Annotated in this window: 12 protein-coding genes; all 12 read left to right on the top strand. The window is 38.0% G+C overall.

All coding sequences use genetic code 11. The annotated features are described in order from the left end of the window. The first annotated feature begins 1 nt into the window (after position 1). The 12 genes from ACIEHO_RS15065 to ACIEHO_RS15010 all read left to right on the top strand — a co-directional run bounded on the left by ACIEHO_RS15065 (position 2) and on the right by ACIEHO_RS15010 (position 16,861). Entirely contained in the window at positions 2-1,528 is a 1,527-nt protein-coding gene (locus tag ACIEHO_RS15065; protein ID WP_406973217.1) for an arabinan endo-1,5-alpha-L-arabinosidase, read from the top strand. Positions 1,529-1,539: 11 nt separating this feature from the next. Next, the gene (locus ACIEHO_RS15060; protein WP_406973215.1) at positions 1,540-2,538 is read left to right on the top strand and encodes a glycoside hydrolase family 43 protein; all 999 of its coding nucleotides are present in this window, start codon (positions 1,540-1,542) and stop codon (positions 2,536-2,538) included. Between the two features lie 5 nt (positions 2,539-2,543). Further along, positions 2,544-3,530: an arabinan endo-1,5-alpha-L-arabinosidase gene (locus ACIEHO_RS15055; protein ID WP_406973213.1), complete on the top strand. Its 987-nt coding sequence runs from the start codon at positions 2,544-2,546 to the stop codon at positions 3,528-3,530. 3 nt (positions 3,531-3,533) lie between these two features. Then, on the top strand, positions 3,534-5,483 hold the full coding sequence (locus ACIEHO_RS15050; protein WP_406973211.1) for a glycoside hydrolase family 127 protein: 1,950 nt from the start codon (positions 3,534-3,536) through the stop codon (positions 5,481-5,483). Positions 5,484-5,505: 22 nt separating this feature from the next. Next, the gene (locus ACIEHO_RS15045; protein WP_406973209.1) at positions 5,506-7,209 is read left to right on the top strand and encodes a GH39 family glycosyl hydrolase; all 1,704 of its coding nucleotides are present in this window, start codon (positions 5,506-5,508) and stop codon (positions 7,207-7,209) included. 100 nt (positions 7,210-7,309) lie between these two features. After that, on the top strand, positions 7,310-8,650 hold the full coding sequence (locus ACIEHO_RS15040; protein WP_406973207.1) for an MFS transporter: 1,341 nt from the start codon (positions 7,310-7,312) through the stop codon (positions 8,648-8,650). A gap of 2 nt (positions 8,651-8,652) precedes the next feature. Beyond that, positions 8,653-9,654 (top strand): family 43 glycosylhydrolase, encoded by a 1,002-nt coding sequence (locus ACIEHO_RS15035; RefSeq protein WP_406973205.1) that lies wholly within the window; start codon positions 8,653-8,655, stop codon positions 9,652-9,654. Between the two features lies 1 nt (position 9,655). After that, complete coding sequence (locus tag ACIEHO_RS15030; RefSeq protein WP_406973203.1) at positions 9,656-11,683, top strand: alpha-L-arabinofuranosidase C-terminal domain-containing protein; 2,028 nt, start codon at positions 9,656-9,658, stop codon at positions 11,681-11,683. A gap of 66 nt (positions 11,684-11,749) precedes the next feature. After that, positions 11,750-13,423 carry a ribulokinase gene (locus tag ACIEHO_RS15025; RefSeq protein WP_406973201.1) on the top strand — a complete coding sequence of 558 codons (1,674 nt, stop codon included), beginning with the start codon at positions 11,750-11,752 and terminating at the stop codon, positions 13,421-13,423. 1 nt (position 13,424) lies between these two features. Beyond that, positions 13,425-14,123 carry an L-ribulose-5-phosphate 4-epimerase gene (locus ACIEHO_RS15020; protein ID WP_406973199.1) on the top strand — a complete coding sequence of 233 codons (699 nt, stop codon included), beginning with the start codon at positions 13,425-13,427 and terminating at the stop codon, positions 14,121-14,123. Positions 14,124-14,144: 21 nt separating this feature from the next. Continuing rightward, positions 14,145-15,641, top strand: a complete 1,497-nt coding sequence (gene araA / locus ACIEHO_RS15015) for an L-arabinose isomerase (RefSeq protein WP_406973197.1) — start codon at positions 14,145-14,147, stop codon at positions 15,639-15,641. Between the two features lie 26 nt (positions 15,642-15,667). Continuing rightward, positions 15,668-16,861, top strand: coding sequence for an aldose epimerase family protein (locus tag ACIEHO_RS15010; RefSeq protein ID WP_406973195.1), 1,194 nt, complete (start codon positions 15,668-15,670; stop codon positions 16,859-16,861). Positions 16,862-16,871 lie beyond the last annotated feature (10 nt).

Genomic DNA, 16,871 nt, shown 5'->3' with positions numbered 1-16,871 from the left:
TATGAAGAAAGAAAATATAATGACCAAATTGAAACTGGTGGTACTGTTTTTTCTGCTAGTTTTTGTTGGTACTAGTTGTTCCAAAGACAGTCCCGTAAAAGAAGAACAGCAACAAGAGCAGGAAGAAGAGGAAGAGGAAGAAGAGGAAGGACCAACATCAAAAGTTTATACAGTTGATAATATAGAGGATACGTATTATGATGTTGCTGGTGTTCAGAACGTAAGGGATTGGGGGCCATACAATGTTCACGACCCTTCTGTAATAAAAGTGGGCGATACGTATTATTGCTATAATACCGACGTGTCCTTTGGGTCAGCTGTTCGTCCAGGAATTCAAATTAGAAAATCACAGGATTTAGTAAATTGGCAATGGGTTGGTTGGGCGTTTAATACATTGCCTTCAAAAGGAGCTAACTTTATAAGAAGCAAGGGCACAGAGCCATTTAATTCGCTTTGGGCTCCTTTTATCATGAAAGTAGGTGATGAATACCGATTGTATTATTCGCTGTCCTCAGAAGTTGGTCGTCTCAGTGTTATGGGCTTGGCAACTTCCGATAGTCCTGAAGGGCCCTGGTTAGAAAAAGATTTGGTGGTTACCTCAGAGGCCGATGGTACCAGGCAAACGAATGCCATTGATCCTACCGTTGTTGTAACGCCATCTGGAGAGCATTGGTTTTATTACGGTTCTGCTTGGGATGGTATTTATAAATTAAAGTTAAACCCAACTACAGGTTTAGCGTTGGTTAATGGCAATAAAGGAACACGCATTGCGCAACGTGGTTTTACCGGAAATTCAATAAATGGAAATATTGAAGGCCCAGAAGTTATATACAATGCAGATCAAGGAAAGTACTATATGTTTATTTCTTACGATTGGCTTCAAACAAAATATAATGTAAGGGTTGGACGAGGTGATACACCTGACGGACCGTTTTACGACTTTAATGGTGTAAATATCAACACAGAGGTAGACAATGCGCCTATGATTTTAGCGCCGTATAAGTTTAATGGTCATTCTGGTTGGCAAGGGGTTTCCCATCCAGCTGTGTTTAATGATGGCAATGGCCAATATTACATGGCACATCAAGGAAGACCTGGGATTAACAGTTTTTTTATGGTTTTACATGTTCGTAAAATTCATTGGACCGAAGATGGTTGGCCCATTGTGTCTCCAGAGCGTTATGCGGCGGTTAATCAATCTGCCATTACTGATGCGGATCTGGTTGGAACTTACGAGCAAATTATTTTGGGGTATTCAGTAACACCCGGTTATGCTGAAGAGCAAACCTCGGCCGATTTCCAAACCTCGATTGATTTGGTGCTAGGAGCGGACGGTTCTATTAATGGTGATACTAATAATTCTTGGGCCTTTAGTGCACCTTGGTTAACCTTAACTTGGGCAAATGGTTTTACCGATAAATTACACGTTGAGCGCGGTAGAGACTGGGAGAACAAAGTAGCCTCCACAATTTTACTTTCTGGTTTAAATAATGACGGAACTGCCATTTGGGGTAAAAAAGTCAATTAAATTTTATTTACATGAAACACTTATTTAAATTTTTATTTCTCTTTATAGCTTTAGTTGCCTGTAAAGAAGAAGTTAAGGAAAAGAATTCTTTAGAAGAACGAGCTGAAATTTCAAAAAAGCCTTTAAAATTTAATAACCCGATTATTACGGACAAATATACTGCTGATGCTGCAGCTATAGTGCATAATGACAAAGTATATTTATATGCCGGTCATGATGAGGCTCCCAACAATGTTAATGGCTATAGAATGTATGAATGGTTAGTGTTTTCTTCATCAGATATGGTTAACTGGGAAGAACATCCAGTGCCATTAAAACCTTTAGACTTTGAATGGGCCAAAGGGGATGCCTGGGCTGCTCAAGTTATTGAACGAGATGGGAAATTTTATTGGTACGTTACTGTAGAACATGATGATTCTCACCATGGTAAAGCCATTGGTGTGGCAGTAGCCGATAGCCCTATAGGGCCTTTTAAAGATGCTATTGGCAAAGCCTTGATAACTAATGATATGACTACGCATACCAAGATAAGTTGGGATGATATTGACCCAACAGTTTGGATTGACGATGATGGTCAAGCTTACCTGTTCTGGGGAAATACGGTTTGTAAATACGCCAAGTTAAAAGATAATATGATTGAGCTGGACGGCCCGATTATGACGGTAGATCTGCCAAACTTCACCGAAGCACCCTATATCCACAAAAAAGGAGATTGGTACTATCTATCTTATGCTTATCAATTTCCAGAAAAGATTGCCTATGCCATGAGTAAATCCATTACTGGGCCATGGGAATTTAAGGGTATTTTAAATGAGGTGGCTGGTAATAGTAACACCAATCATCAGGCTATTCTTGAGTTTAAAGGCAAAGATTATTTTATCTATCATAATGGTTCAATTCCTACGCATGGCGGAAGTTTTAGACGCTCGGTTTGTGTGGATAGATTGTATTACAACGAAGACGGTACTTTGAAACGTATTATTATGACATCAGAAGGAATTCAAAATTAAATACCATGAAAATATTAAAGCATTTCACAGCATTATTTGTTTTTTTTATATCCATTGTTTCATGTGCTCAAACCGATAAACCAATAACACATGATCCTGTTGTTGCCAAACAAGGAGATACCTATTATTTGTTTTGTACAGGACCAGGCATAACAAGTTTTACATCCAAAGATTTAAAAACATGGACAAAAGCAGACCGTGTTTTTGCAGAAAGTCCTAAGTGGGCTAAAAAAGTAGCCCCAGGCTTTAACGGTCATATTTGGGCGCCGGATATTACGCTTCACAACGGAACATATTATTTATATTATTCAATTTCCGCATTTGGAAAAAACACATCGGCAATTGGATTGGTAACAAATTCAACTTTAAATCCAGAAGATGAAAATTACAAATGGGAAGATCAGGGTATTGTTATTCAATCCGCACCTAATAGGGACTTGTGGAATGCCATTGACCCTAATTTGATTTTTGATGAAGACGGTACGCCGTGGATGTCATTCGGTTCGTTTTGGTCTGGTTTAAAAATGGTCAAATTAGAAGACGATTTAAAAACTCTTGCGCAACCGCAGGAATGGTATCCTATTGCAAGAAGGGATAGAAGTCCAGATCTACCTGATGCCGATGCCGGAGATGCGCCGTTAGAAGGTCCTTTTATCTTTAAAAAAGGCGATTATTATTATCAATTCCTATCATGGGATTATTGCTGCCGTGGAGAAAATAGTACTTATAAATTAGTGGTTGGTCGCTCAAAATCAGTTACTGGCCCCTATGTTGATAAAGACGGAAAAAAATTAAATGCAGGTGGTGGGAGTTTAGTTATCGAAGGTAACAAGAACTGGTATGGTGTTGGACACAACAGTGTATTCACTTTTGAAGGTAAAGATTACACCTTTATGCATGGTTATGATGCCAGCGATAAAGGGTTGCCAAAACTAATCGTAAAAGAAGTGAATTGGGTAGATGGTTGGCCAGTTGTAGAACCAATGGATTAAAAAATGAAACTATCAAAGCACATACTGATTTTAGCAACCGCAATTGTTTTATTCAACTGTAAAACAGACAAAAAGGACATTGCTAAAGTAGAAGAAAAAACGGGCTATCAGATAGAACCTGTAGATATCCAAAACGTAAAAGTTACCGACGAATTTTGGTTACCTATCATCAAACGCGTTCAAGAAAAAACCATTGAATATGCCATTGCCAAATGTGAAGAAGAAGGCCGTTTGGATAATTTCTTAATTGCGGGTGGAGAAATGGAAGGTAAAGTAAAAGGCGCTATGCCTTTTGACGATACCGATGTTTATAAAATTATTGAAGGTGCTTCGAACTCATTAATAAGTGCCCCAAACAAAGAGTTAGAAGCCGTATTAGATTCTTTGGTCAACATTATAAAAATAGGTCAAGAACCTGATGGTTATTTAACAACTTGGAGGACCATTAATCCTGCAGAGCCACCAGCGCCATGGGTTGAGGTAAAAGAAGGTAAGCGTTGGGAAGCCCTATTTATGAGTCACGAATTGTATAACGCTGGCCATTTATATGAAGCTGCAGCCGTGCATTATAAAGCCACGGGAAAACGTAACTTTTTGAATATTGCTTTAAAAAACGCCGATTTAATGGTAAAAACCTTTGGTGAGGGCGAATATAAAATTTCTGCTGTTCCTGGGCATCAAATTATTGAAACGGGGTTAATAAAATTGTATCAAATAACAGGAAAAGAAGATTATATCAACCTTGCAAAATACTTTTTAGATAACCGCGGAAATCCGAATAATCACAAACTATTTGGTCCATATTCTCAAGACCATGTCCCTGTTGTCAATCAAGAGGAAGTTGTGGGACATTCCGTTAGAGCAGTGTATATGTATGCAGCCATGACCGATATTGCAGCTATTCAAAACGATAGTTTATACGAGGCTGCAATTAATAAATTATGGGACAATATGGTGAGTAAAAAAATGTACATCACCGGTGGAATTGGAGCAAAGCATGATGGAGAGCAATTTGGTGCAAATTATGAATTACCAAACCTTACTGCTTACAACGAAACCTGTGCTGCCATTGGCGATGTATACTGGAACCATAGATTGCATAACCTTTATGGCGATGTAAAATATTTTGATGTTATTGAGCGTACGCTGTACAACGGTTTGATTTCTGGACTATCTTTAGACGGAACCAACTTTTTCTATCCAAACGCTTTAGAATCTGATGGTGTTTATAAATCCAATCGCGGTTCTTGTACCCGTCAAGCTTGGTTTGATTGCTCTTGCTGTCCAACTAACGTGATTCGTTTCGTGCCCTCAATTCCCGGATTGATTTATTCAAAATCAGACAAAACCATTTACGTAAATTTATATGCTTCAAGTCATGCCGACATTGATTTGAATGGTGAAGAAGTTAAGGTTTCTCAAGAAACATCTTATCCATGGAACGGTAACGTAAAATTGACCATTGATGCCAATTCAGAAATCACCGTTAAATTCCGTGTGCCTGGATGGAGTAGAAATGAAGTATTACCCAGCGATTTATACAGTTATGCAGACATTTACAAATCGCAACCAACCTTATCCATTAACGGAGAAAAAGTTAATACTTCCATTAAAGAAGGTTATTTCGAAATTACTAGGAATTGGAATCCTATAGATAAAATCGAAATCAATTTCCCAATGGAAGTGCGAACGGTTAAAGCCAATGAAAAAGTAGAAGAAGATAGAGGTAAACTATCATTAGAGTATGGCCCTTTGGTTTATGCAGTAGAAGAAGTGGATAATCCAAAATTTGATAAAATTTCGGTGTCATCAAACGACGAATTTACGGTTCAGAAGGAAGACATTTTAGAAGGTGTTAATACCATCACAAACCGTAAATTGAAAGCTATTCCTTATTACGCTTGGTCAAACCGAGGCGTAAATAAAATGAAGGTTTGGTTAGAAAACAAATAGATTTTTCCTAAAAATAAAAGTTATGTCAGACATCAAATTTATTTCAAAAAAAATACTCTTAATTGGATTAATCCTTTTTCAACTAAATAGTATTGCGCAAGAAAATGCTTTAGAAATAAAAATTGATGCCAGTGAAGAAATAGGGCCGATGAAACCCATATGGGCGTGGTGGGGATACGATGAACCCAATTACACCTACATGAAAGATGGTAAAAAACTGCTTTCTGAGATAGCGAGCCTAAGTCCGGTTCCCGTATTTGTTCGGGCTCATAGCCTTTTGGTGACTGGCGAGGGAACACATGCACTTAAATGGGGTTCAACCAATGCATATACTGAGGATGAAAACGGAAACCCAATTTACGATTGGACTATCGTCGACAAGATATTCGATACTTATATAGAGCGAGGGATGAAACCATTTGCTCAAATAGGGTTTATGCCAGAGGCCTTATCAGCAAAACCGGACCCTTACCGCCATTATTGGAAACCTGGTGCAGCTTATGAAGATATTTACACAGGTTGGGCTTACCCGCCAAAAGACTATGAAAAATGGGCAGAACTGGTTTATCAATGGGTTACACATTGTGTGGAGCGCTATGGTAAAGAAGAAGTTGAAAGCTGGTATTGGGAACTTTGGAACGAACCAAATATTGGGTACTGGCAAGGTACCACAGAAGAATACATAAAATTATATGATTATAGTGCTGATGCGGTAAAAAGAGCGTTACCAACAGCTAAAATGGGAGGTCCAGAAACTACAGGGCCCGGATGGGACAAGGCAGCAGAATTTTTACGCACCTTCTTGGACCATGTTAAAAATGGAAAAAATTACGTAACCGGTGAGATTGGTTCGCCCCTTGATTTTATAACTTTTCATGCTAAGGGAGGTCCAAAAGTGGTCGATGGCATGGTTCAAATGAATATGGGCACGCAGCTTAGAGATATCAGTAAAGGCTTTGAAATTGTAGCATCATATCCGGAGTTTAAAGACTTACCCATTATTATTGGAGAGTCAGACCCAGAGGGTTGTGCCGCATGTTCCGAAGCCGATTATCCACATAACGCCTATAGAAACGGCACCATGTACGCGAGCTATACGGCAGCGTCATTTGCTAGAAAATATGAACTGGCCGACCATTATGGGGTGAATTTGTTAGGTGCTGTAACCTGGGGATTCGAGTTTGAAAACCAACCTTGGTATGCCGGTTTTAGAGACATGGCCACTAATGGAGTGGATAAACCGGTGTTAAATGTATTCAGAATGTTTGGCATGATGGAAGGGGAGAGAATAAAAGTAAACCAGGATAATCTATCTTATGATTTTATAAAAGTTAGGAACGAAAGTGTACGAGGGGAAAATCCCGATATTAATGCCATTGCTTCTAAAGGCAAAAATTCTATTTCCATCATGGTTTGGAATTATCATGATAATAATGATTTAAACGTACCATCATCATTGGTCAAACTCATTATCAATAATATTTCTTCGGAAAAAGTTTTGGTAAATCATTACAGAGTCGATCAAGAGTTAAGCAACTCCTATACACTTTGGAAAAAAATGGGGTCGCCCCAAAACCCAACTAAAAGTCAAATAAAAACGCTTGAAAAAGCAGGACAACTGCATTTATTTACATCACCCGAATGGAAGCAAATTAATAAGGGACAAACAAATATCCAAATAGATCTACCTAGACAGGCTATATCTTTAATAAAACTTGATTGGTAAAATTATAAACGAATCACAAGTACATAAATAACTAAACATAAATAACTGTTGGAAGTCATATTGCTTAATGATCAAACTTCTAACCATTTGAACTAAACTTATGAAATCAGAAAACCAAAAGTTAAGCGTCCTTGAAAAAATAGGATATGGCTCAGGAGACGCTGCGGTAAACGTTGTAATATCTTCCATGTTTTTAATTATAACGTTTTTTTACACCGATATTTTTGGGCTTAAACCCAAAGATATGGCGGTGTTATTCCTTTTGGTACGTTTGATTGATGCCATTACCGATCCGTTAATGGGAATGATTACGGATAAAATTACTACAAGGTGGGGGAGATATAGGCATTATTTTCTATTCTTGGCTGTCCCTTTTGGTTTATCGGTATTTCTTACTTTTACAACACCAGACTTTGACTATGCTGGTAAAATGATATACGCCTATGTTACCTATATTTTTGTGACCATAATGTTTACTTCGGTAACTATTCCTTACATTTCAATAATTGGTGTATTAACCAGTGATCCACAAGAACGATTATCAGCTAATGGGTACAGATTGTTCTTTGCTAAAGTTGCAGCCTTTTTAGTGTCGATTGTCGTGCCAATTTTAGCAGAAAAATTAGGTAAAGACGATTTAGCTAGAGGCTACCAGCTCGCTATGGGGTTGATGGCTTTTCTAGGCACGTTGCTCTTTATATTCTGTTTTTTCACTACTAAAGAACGTGTAGAGCATAAAATTGATAAAAAACCATTATTAGAACAATTCAAATTATTAATGCAAAACGGCCAATGGACACTGCTGTTTGGTGTGTGTTTTACAGGAACCGTTGGGTATGTTATTCGTGGTTCGGTAGCAATTTTCTATGCTAAATACTTCCTTGGTGGCGATGCAACGGTACAGTCTACCTTTATGGCAACAGGTGTGACTGCTGCAATTTTGGCTATGCCAGCTTCAACATATATTACCAAACGTTACTGTAAAGTAAAACTCTTTAAATACACACAATTGGCGGTCGGTGCTATTAGTTTGGTTATGTATTTTGTGGTTAAACCAGGTGATATGGTATTGGCTTACATTCTCTATTTTATCCTGTCTTTCGTAGTCGATTTACATGCACCAGTATTCTGGTCGGCTATTGCGGAAGCCGTAGATTATGGTCATGCAGAATCCGGTAAGCGAGTTTCTGGATTATCTTTTGGAGGTATTTCATTTGCCCAAAAATTCGGCATGGGAATCGCGGGAGCAGTTGTTGGATATTTATTGGATTTTTTCGGATATATTCCAGATTCGATTCAAACCGAAACGGCATTAGTTGGTATCGCTTTGATGCTTACGATCATTCCAGGTGTATTTCATGTTATAATGGGGCTTTTGATGTTTCGTTACAAGATTACAGATTCTTATTACGAAAAAATAAAAATTAAACTAAACATATAAAAATGGGTAATTCAGATAAAAATGCACCAATTGTAGAGCAACGTGCCGATCCCTTTATCTATAAACATACCGATGGTTACTATTACTTTACAGGTTCGGTACCTACTTATGACAGTATTGAACTAAGAAAGGCAAAAACCATTGACGAATTGCAAAATACTGAAACCTATAACGTTTGGCAAAAACATGAAAGCGGGCCTATGAGCCGACATATATGGGCACCTGAAATTCATTATTTAGATGGGAAATGGTACGTGTATTTTGCCGCAAGTGAAGAGGAAGATATCTGGAAATTAAGACCGTATGTAATTGAATGTACAGGTCAAGATCCTTTAAAAGACGAATGGATTGAATTGGGGCAAATGCAACCAGCCGATGGCGACAACAAAAGTTTTATCGATTTTTCTTTAGACGGAACTGTTTTCGATCACAACGGAAAGCGTTATTTCTGTTGGGCAGAAAAAACAGGTGGACAGTTTGCAGCATCCAATTTGTATCTAGCAGAAATGGAATCGCCTATTAAGCTAAAAACGACACAATTCATGCTAACTACACCAGACTATGATTGGGAACGCATCGATTTTTGGGTGAATGAAGGACCAGCCGTGATAAAAAACAAAGGCAAAATTTATATAACCTTTTCTGCTAGTGCAACAGGGGCTTGTTACTGCATGGGATTAATGGAAGCCGATGAAAATGCCGATTTATTGGACAGGAATTCTTGGGAAAAATCAAGATATCCAGTTTTAGAAACCGATTATGAAAAGAACATTTACGGCCCAGGGCACAATAGTTTTACTGTAGATGAAAATGGAAAACCACTAAGCATTTATCACGCTAGAGATTACGAAAAGGCTGTTGGTGACCCCACGGTAGTTCCTGAAAGTGACAAAAGACCGTTGGAAGAAATTATTGCCGATCCATTATACGACCCAAACCGTCATGCTAGAATGATGGAAGTAAAATTTGACGTCAACGGAAGACCAATTTTTGAATATTATTAATATGAAACAATCATTTTTTAAATACATAGTTATAGTCAACTTAGTTTTAGTTGCTTTTTTAAGTTGTAAAGATAATGGTGAAAAAGGAACAAATTCTGAAGTTAATTCAACTACAAGTGAAACAGCTAACTTAGTTTTAGATTTAAAGGATACGGGTATCAAAATCCAGCCAACCATGTATGGTATTTTCTTTGAAGATATCAACTTTGCTGCAGACGGTGGTTTGTATGCCGAAATGGTTAAAAACCGTTCATTTGAGTTCACCTTGCCAAAAATGGGGTGGTTAGAACCTAATAGCAATAAACATAAGCATAATGAAGAGTCGGGCTTTTTAAGTCCCGTAAAATATTCTGGTGAAAATACCAACCATACTTATGCTCGAGCTGAAGTTAAAGGTCCAAAATATGAGTTAATAAACGAGGGTTATAGGGGTATGGGCATAAAGAAAGATGCCAAATATAATCTGACCATTGATGCTAAAAAAGTAAGTGGCGACATCCAAAAAATCAAGTTTCAATTTATAGATTCTTTGCAGAATGTTTTGGGTGAAACAGTTGTTGTTCCTAAAGGACATGCTTGGGAAAATTACGAAGGGCAAATTACGGCTACCAAAACCGAAATAAAAGCGCGGTTAAAAATTACTTTTGAAGGAACCGGTGTTATCGATTTAGATATGGTTTCCCTCTTTCCAGAAGATACCTGGAAGGGCAGAAAAAAAGGATTACGCAAAGACTTAGTTCAATTATTGGATGATTTGAATCCAGGTTTTTTAAGATTTCCAGGTGGATGTATTGTGGAAGGGCGCACTTTAGAAAGGCGTTACCAATGGAAAAAAACCGTTGGTGACATTGAAGACAGAGAGGTTTTGGTAAACCGCTGGAATACCGAGTTTAGACATAAATTTACACCAGATTATTACCAAAGTTTTGGCATTGGTTTTTTTGAATATTTCCAATTATCAGAGGATTTAGGAGCAGAGCCTTTACCAATTTTAAGTTGTGGAATGGCGTGTCAATTTAATACTGGCGAGTTGGTGGCTATGGAAGATTTAGATCCCTATGTTCAAGACGCTCTCGATTTAATTGAGTTTGCCAATGGAAGTGTTTCAAGTAAATGGGGAAATCTGCGTGCAGAAATGGGGCATCCAGAACCTTTCAATTTAAAATATATTGGCATAGGAAATGAGCAATGGGGCCCGGCATATATTGAACGTTACCAAGTATTCCATAAAGCCATAAAAGCTAAATATCCAGAAATGCTTATTGTTTCAGGAAGTGGCCCATCCCCAGACGGAGATTATTTTGAATACGGTTGGGAAGAACTAAAAAAGATGAATGCAGAAATTGTTGATGAGCATTATTATCGTCCACCAGCATGGTTTTTGGAGAATGCAGCAAGATACGATAGCTACGACAGAAATGGGCCAAAAGTGTTTGCAGGCGAATATGCGGCACATCCTAGAAATGTAAAGGACGGCCCTGCCGAAAACAATTGGGAAGGTGCACTCGCTGAAGCCGCCTTTATGACAGGTTTAGAGCGAAATGCCGATGTCGTTACCCTAACATCTTATGCGCCTTTAATGGCACATGCTGATGCTTTTCAATGGGCGCCAGATTTAATTTGGTTCAATAATCTGGAATCTTACGGAACACCTAATTATTACGTTCAAAAGTTATACGGAAACAATCCAGGAACCGATGTGTTGACACTAACAGAAGGAGGAAAACCGTTAACAGGTCAACACAATTTATATGCCTCAGCGGTAAGGGATAGCAATTCAGGTGAACTAATTATTAAAGCCATAAATACGAGTTCCTCGAATCAAATAATTGTAGTTTCTTCAAAAGAAGAACCGTTCAAAGAGAAAGGAACAATTACCGTTTTAAGAGGTGATGACTTAGTTGCACATAATACTTTTGAGAATCCAAAAAACATTGGTTTAAAAACTACTGATTTTGAGATAATAAATGGAAAAATTGAGATAGAACTTGTTGGTCAATCTTTTAATGTGATTAAAGTAAAAATTTAAAAGTGTGTACGTCACACTTGTTAAATATAATTCCTATATTTGTGATATTTTAAATTTAATTACTCCATGAAAAAATATACAATAGGAATGGATTTTGGTTCCGATTCTGTAAGAGCCTTGTTGGTAGATATTAGCTCTGGTGAAGAATTGGCAACTGCAGTTCATTATTATGCCAGATGGAAAGAAGGGAAATATTGCGAACCCTCAAAAAATAAATTCAGACAACACCCTTTAGATTATATTGAAGGTATTGAAAGCACCATTAAATCTGTATTGAGTCAGGTTGATGACAGTATTGCAAAGAATGTTGTTGGTATTGGTGTTGATACAACAGGTTCTACACCAGTGGCCGTTGATAAAACAGGAACGCCTTTGGCGCTTTTAAATGGTTTTGAAGAAAACCCTAATGCCATGTTCGTTTTATGGAAAGACCATACGGGAATTAAGGAAGCCGACGAAATAAATGCGCTTTGCCAAAAATGGGATGTTGATTATTCGCAATACGAAGGTGGAATTTATTCCTCCGAATGGTTTTGGTCAAAGATATTACATGTTTCAAGAGCAGATAAAGATGTTTATGAGGCGGCATACTCATGGGTAGAGCATTGCGATTGGGTACCTTTTTTATTAACTGGAGGTGCCGATGTATCGGAAATGAAACGTAGCCGATGTGCTGCTGGTCATAAAGCTTTATGGCATGAATCTTTTGGTGGCTTACCACCAAACGACTTTTTTGTTGCATTAGATCCGCTTTTAGATGGTTTGACCGATAGATTGTTTGAAGAAACACATACTTCAGATGTTTCAGTAGGAACCTTATCAGCTGAATGGGCAAACAAACTAGGCCTTTCAACAGATGTTGAGGTAGCCGTTGGGGCATTTGATTGCCACATGGGTGCGGTAGGTGTAAACATTGAGCCTTACTTTTTAACTAAAGTTATGGGGACTTCAACTTGCGATATTTTAGTTGCTCCAAAAGAAGAAAAAGAACATTTGGTAAAAGGTATTTGTGGCCAAGTAGATGGTTCTGTTGTTCCAGGAATGCTGGGGCTTGAAGCTGGGCAATCAGCTTTTGGTGATATTTACGCATGGTATAGTCGCATGTTGGCATGGCCAATCAACGAACTTGTAGGTAAGTCTTCCATTATCGATGAAGCCACTAAAGAAAGGCTAGTTGATGAAGCACTTTCAAATTTATTGCCAAAATTAAGTGAAGAAGCGGCTAAAGAACCTATTGGTTCTTCCGGAGAATTGGCCTTGGATTGGATGAATGGGCGACGAACCCCAGATGCCAACCAAAACTTAAAAGGTGTTATTTCAGGAATAAATTTAGGAAGTACCTCACCTAAGGTTTTTAGGGCCTTGGTAGAATCTACTTGCTTTGGAGCCAAGAAAATTGCTGACCGATTTATAAATGAAGGCATACCTATTAAAGGCGTTATTGCCATTGGGGGAATTGCTCAAAAATCGCCGTTTGTGATGCAAATGATGGCCGATGTTTTAAACGCACCAATTAAAGTAGTGAAGTCTGAACAGGCCTGTGCTCTGGGTGCTGCTATTTTCGGTGCCGTAGCTTCAAAAGCCCATAAGGATACTTTTGAAGCCATGGACGCCATGGGAAGCCCCTTTGAAAAAGTGTATAGCCCAATAGCTGATAACGTTTCAGCCTATCAAAAAGTTTACGAAGATTACAGTAAGTTTGCGGTGAACATTGAGGATTACATAATGAAAAATATTTAAAATGAGTATTTATAAAGATTTAAAACAAGAATGCTACGAGGCCAATATGCAACTCAATGAGTTGAATTTGGTGGTTTATACTTTTGGCAACGTAAGTGCCGTAGATAGAAAAAATGGTGTTTTTGCCATAAAACCTAGTGGCGTGGCTTACGAAGAGTTAAGACCAGAAGATATTGTTATAGTAGATTTTGATAATAATATTATTGAAGGCGATATGCGTCCTTCGTCTGATACCAAAACACATGCTTATTTGTATAAAAACTGGGATGATATCGGTGGTATTGCTCACACTCATGCTACATATTCTGTAGCTTGGGCTCAAGCACAAATGGATATTCCAATTTTTGGAACTACGCATGCCGATCATTTAACGGCTGATATTCCGTGCGCACCACCAATGCGCGATGACCTAATTGAAGGTAACTACGAACATAATACCGGTATTCAAATTATAGATTGCTTTAATGAAAAAGGCATTTCACACTCTGAAGTAGAAATGGTACTTTTGGGAAATCATGGGCCGTTTGCATGGGGCAAAAATGCAGCCAAAGCAGTTTATAACAGTAAAGTTTTAGAAGTTTGTGCAGAAATGGCTTATTTAACCAGACAAATTAATCCTAATGCACCACGACTAAAAGATTCATTAATAAAAAAACACTACGATCGGAAGCACGGAGCAAACTCATACTACGGTCAATAATAAAATAACAAGTATTTAAAAATGATAGATATTTCAAAAAAGGAAGTTTGGTTTATTACAGGGAGCCAAGATTTATACGGTGAAGAGACGTTAAAGCAAGTGGCTAAAAACTCAACCGAAATAGCAAAAGCTTTAAACGATTCAAAGTTAATACCCGTAAATGTGGTTTTTAAGCCAACCGTAAAATCATCTGATGAAATCTATGAAACCCTTACGGCTGCCAATCAAGAGAAGAATTGTATTGGTATAATTACGTGGATGCATACCTTTTCACCTGCAAAAATGTGGATTAGAGGGTTAACGGCACTTCAAAAACCGCTATGCCATTTGCATACACAGTATAACAGAGATATTCCTTGGGGTACTATCGATATGGATTTTATGAATCTAAACCAAGCGGCACATGGTGACCGTGAATTTGGGTTTATGGTAAGCCGTTTACGTAAAAACAGAAAAGTAGTTGTTGGCCATTGGTCGTTGGATACTGTACAAAAGAAAATAGGAGATTGGACGCGCGTTGCTGCTGGATGGGACGATTGGCAAGGTGCCAAGTTTGCCCGTTTTGGCGATAATATGCGCTTTGTGGCTGTAACCGATGGAGACAAAGTGGAAGCTGAAACTAAATTTGGCTTTTCGGTGAACACCTATGCTGTAGGCGATTTGGTTGCCGTTATCAATTCTATTTCAGAGGATGCAGTAAATGACTTGGTAAAAGAATACGAGGCATCATACCATATGGCGGAATCACTTTTAGAAGGTGGGGAAAAAAGGCATTCTTTGATTGATGCAGCACGAATTGAGTTGGGGCTTGAAAAATTCCTTGTTGATGGAGGTTTCAAAGGCTTTAGTGATACGTTCGAAGATTTGCACGGTATGAAACAATTACCGGGTATTGCTGTTCAAAGATTGATGCAAAAAGGATATGGTTTTGCTGGTGAAGGTGATTGGAAAACAGCTGCCCTAACAAGAGCCATGAAAGTTATTGGTTCAGGACTTGAAGGTGGAAATGCATTTATGGAAGATTATACTTTGCATTTAGACCCAGCCGACCCTAAAATTCTGGGGTCACATATGTTAGAGGTAGACCCTGTTTTGGCAGTCGGAAAACCATCTTGCGAAATTCATCCATTAGGAATTGGCGGAAAAGAAGATCCCGTTCGTTTGGTATTTAATGGAAGGGCAGGAGATTCTCTTGTCGCGGGCTTAATGGATTTTGGTAACCGTTTCAGATTACTGATAAACAAAACTGTTGGTGAAGAGGTTACCGAAGCATTACCAAAATTACCGGTTGCCCGAGTTATGTGGAAACCATTACCAGATTTTGAAACGGCTTGTACAGCTTGGATTTTAGGAGGTGGTGCTCACCATACCTGTTACAGCGAAAATATTTCGGTAGAGCAAATGGAAGATTTTGCAGAAATGGCGGGTATTGAAGCTTTAGTTATTGATGAAGATACAACCATTAGAGATTTCAAAAATACTATTAAAGCTAATGAAGCATATTACATGTTTAAATAGCCACTAACAAACTAAACAACAATTTTATGAGAGTTTTAAAACGTTCTTTTTTTGCTATTTTGCTCGTCGCTTTGGTCGGGTTAAATGTGAATTGTAAAAACAATAAAAAAGAAAAATTAACCGAAACAATGGAAGTTCCAGCTGAAGAAAAATCAACGATTACAAAATCCGAATACGGAAAAATGCCAGATAGCACAACGGTAGAAGCGTATGTTCTTAAAAATGCCAATGGCGTTGAAATGAATGTGATTACATTTGGTGGAAGAATAACATCTCTAAAAGTTCCAAATAAAAATGGCGATTTTGAAAATGTTATTTTAGGTTTCGATAATTTAGAAGATTACTTGGAAGATAATCCGTTTTTTGGTGCGTTGATTGGCCGTTTTGGAAACCGTATAGCTAATGGGAAATTTTCATTAAATGGTGAAGAATATACATTGGCTACTAACGATGGCCCAAATCATTTACATGGTGGTGTAGATGGTTACGATCGTGTCGTTTGGAATGCTGAAGCAATTGAGGACGACAAAAATCCAGGATTAAAATTAACCTATTTAAGTAAAGATGGAGAAGAAGGCTATCCTGGTAATTTAAATATCACTGTAGTTTATACATTAACTGAAGATAATACTTTAGAAGTTGATTATAAAGCTACAACCGATAAAGCCACTGTAATTAATTTAACCCAGCATGCTTACTTCAATTTAACAGGTGATTTTAACAATGATATTTTAGGGCATGAAGTGGTAATCAATGCAGACGCATTTTTACCTGTTGACGGAACGTTGATTCCTACTGGTGAAATTAGAAAAGTGGAGGGTACGCCTTTCGATTTTACAAGTCCGAAAATAGTTGGCCAAGAAATTAATTCTGAAAATAACCAATTGGAACTTGGTAAAGGTTACGATCATTGCTGGGTGTTAAATGGAGAAAAAGGTAGTATGCGAATGGCGGCTTCTGCCTATGATAAAAATAGTGGGCGTTTTATGGAAATTTATTCTACAGAACCGGCTATTCAATTCTACACTGGAAACTTTTTGGATGGTACGCTGCCAAACCCGGCAGGAGGAACATATGCTCATAGAACTGGTTTTTGCTTAGAGACACAGCATTATCCAGATTCACCAAACCAAGAAGAATTTCCATCGGTAGTTTTAAACCCAGGAGAAACCTATAGCACAAAAACTTCCTTTAGATTTTCTGTGAAAAAAGCAGAATAAGTGTATCTTG

The organism is Flavisericum labens, assembly GCF_045446075.1.
In the GTDB taxonomy this organism is placed as follows: domain Bacteria; phylum Bacteroidota; class Bacteroidia; order Flavobacteriales; family Flavobacteriaceae; genus Flavisericum; species Flavisericum labens.
Note: the sequence above shows the minus strand (reverse complement) of the source record. Positions and strands in the feature narration are given on the sequence as shown.

Coding starts and splice junctions, on each gene's coding strand:
- ACIEHO_RS15050 (WP_406973211.1), top strand. CDS start 3,534: ATGAAACTATCAAAGCACATACTGATTTTAGCAACCGCAATTGTTTTA.
- ACIEHO_RS15035 (WP_406973205.1), top strand. CDS start 8,653: ATGGGTAATTCAGATAAAAATGCACCAATTGTAGAGCAACGTGCCGAT.
- ACIEHO_RS15045 (WP_406973209.1), top strand. CDS start 5,506: ATGTCAGACATCAAATTTATTTCAAAAAAAATACTCTTAATTGGATTA.
- ACIEHO_RS15030 (WP_406973203.1), top strand. CDS start 9,656: ATGAAACAATCATTTTTTAAATACATAGTTATAGTCAACTTAGTTTTA.
- ACIEHO_RS15040 (WP_406973207.1), top strand. CDS start 7,310: ATGAAATCAGAAAACCAAAAGTTAAGCGTCCTTGAAAAAATAGGATAT.
- ACIEHO_RS15010 (WP_406973195.1), top strand. CDS start 15,668: ATGAGAGTTTTAAAACGTTCTTTTTTTGCTATTTTGCTCGTCGCTTTG.
- ACIEHO_RS15060 (WP_406973215.1), top strand. CDS start 1,540: ATGAAACACTTATTTAAATTTTTATTTCTCTTTATAGCTTTAGTTGCC.
- ACIEHO_RS15025 (WP_406973201.1), top strand. CDS start 11,750: ATGAAAAAATATACAATAGGAATGGATTTTGGTTCCGATTCTGTAAGA.
- araA (WP_406973197.1), top strand. CDS start 14,145: ATGATAGATATTTCAAAAAAGGAAGTTTGGTTTATTACAGGGAGCCAA.
- ACIEHO_RS15065 (WP_406973217.1), top strand. CDS start 2: ATGAAGAAAGAAAATATAATGACCAAATTGAAACTGGTGGTACTGTTT.
- ACIEHO_RS15020 (WP_406973199.1), top strand. CDS start 13,425: ATGAGTATTTATAAAGATTTAAAACAAGAATGCTACGAGGCCAATATG.
- ACIEHO_RS15055 (WP_406973213.1), top strand. CDS start 2,544: ATGAAAATATTAAAGCATTTCACAGCATTATTTGTTTTTTTTATATCC.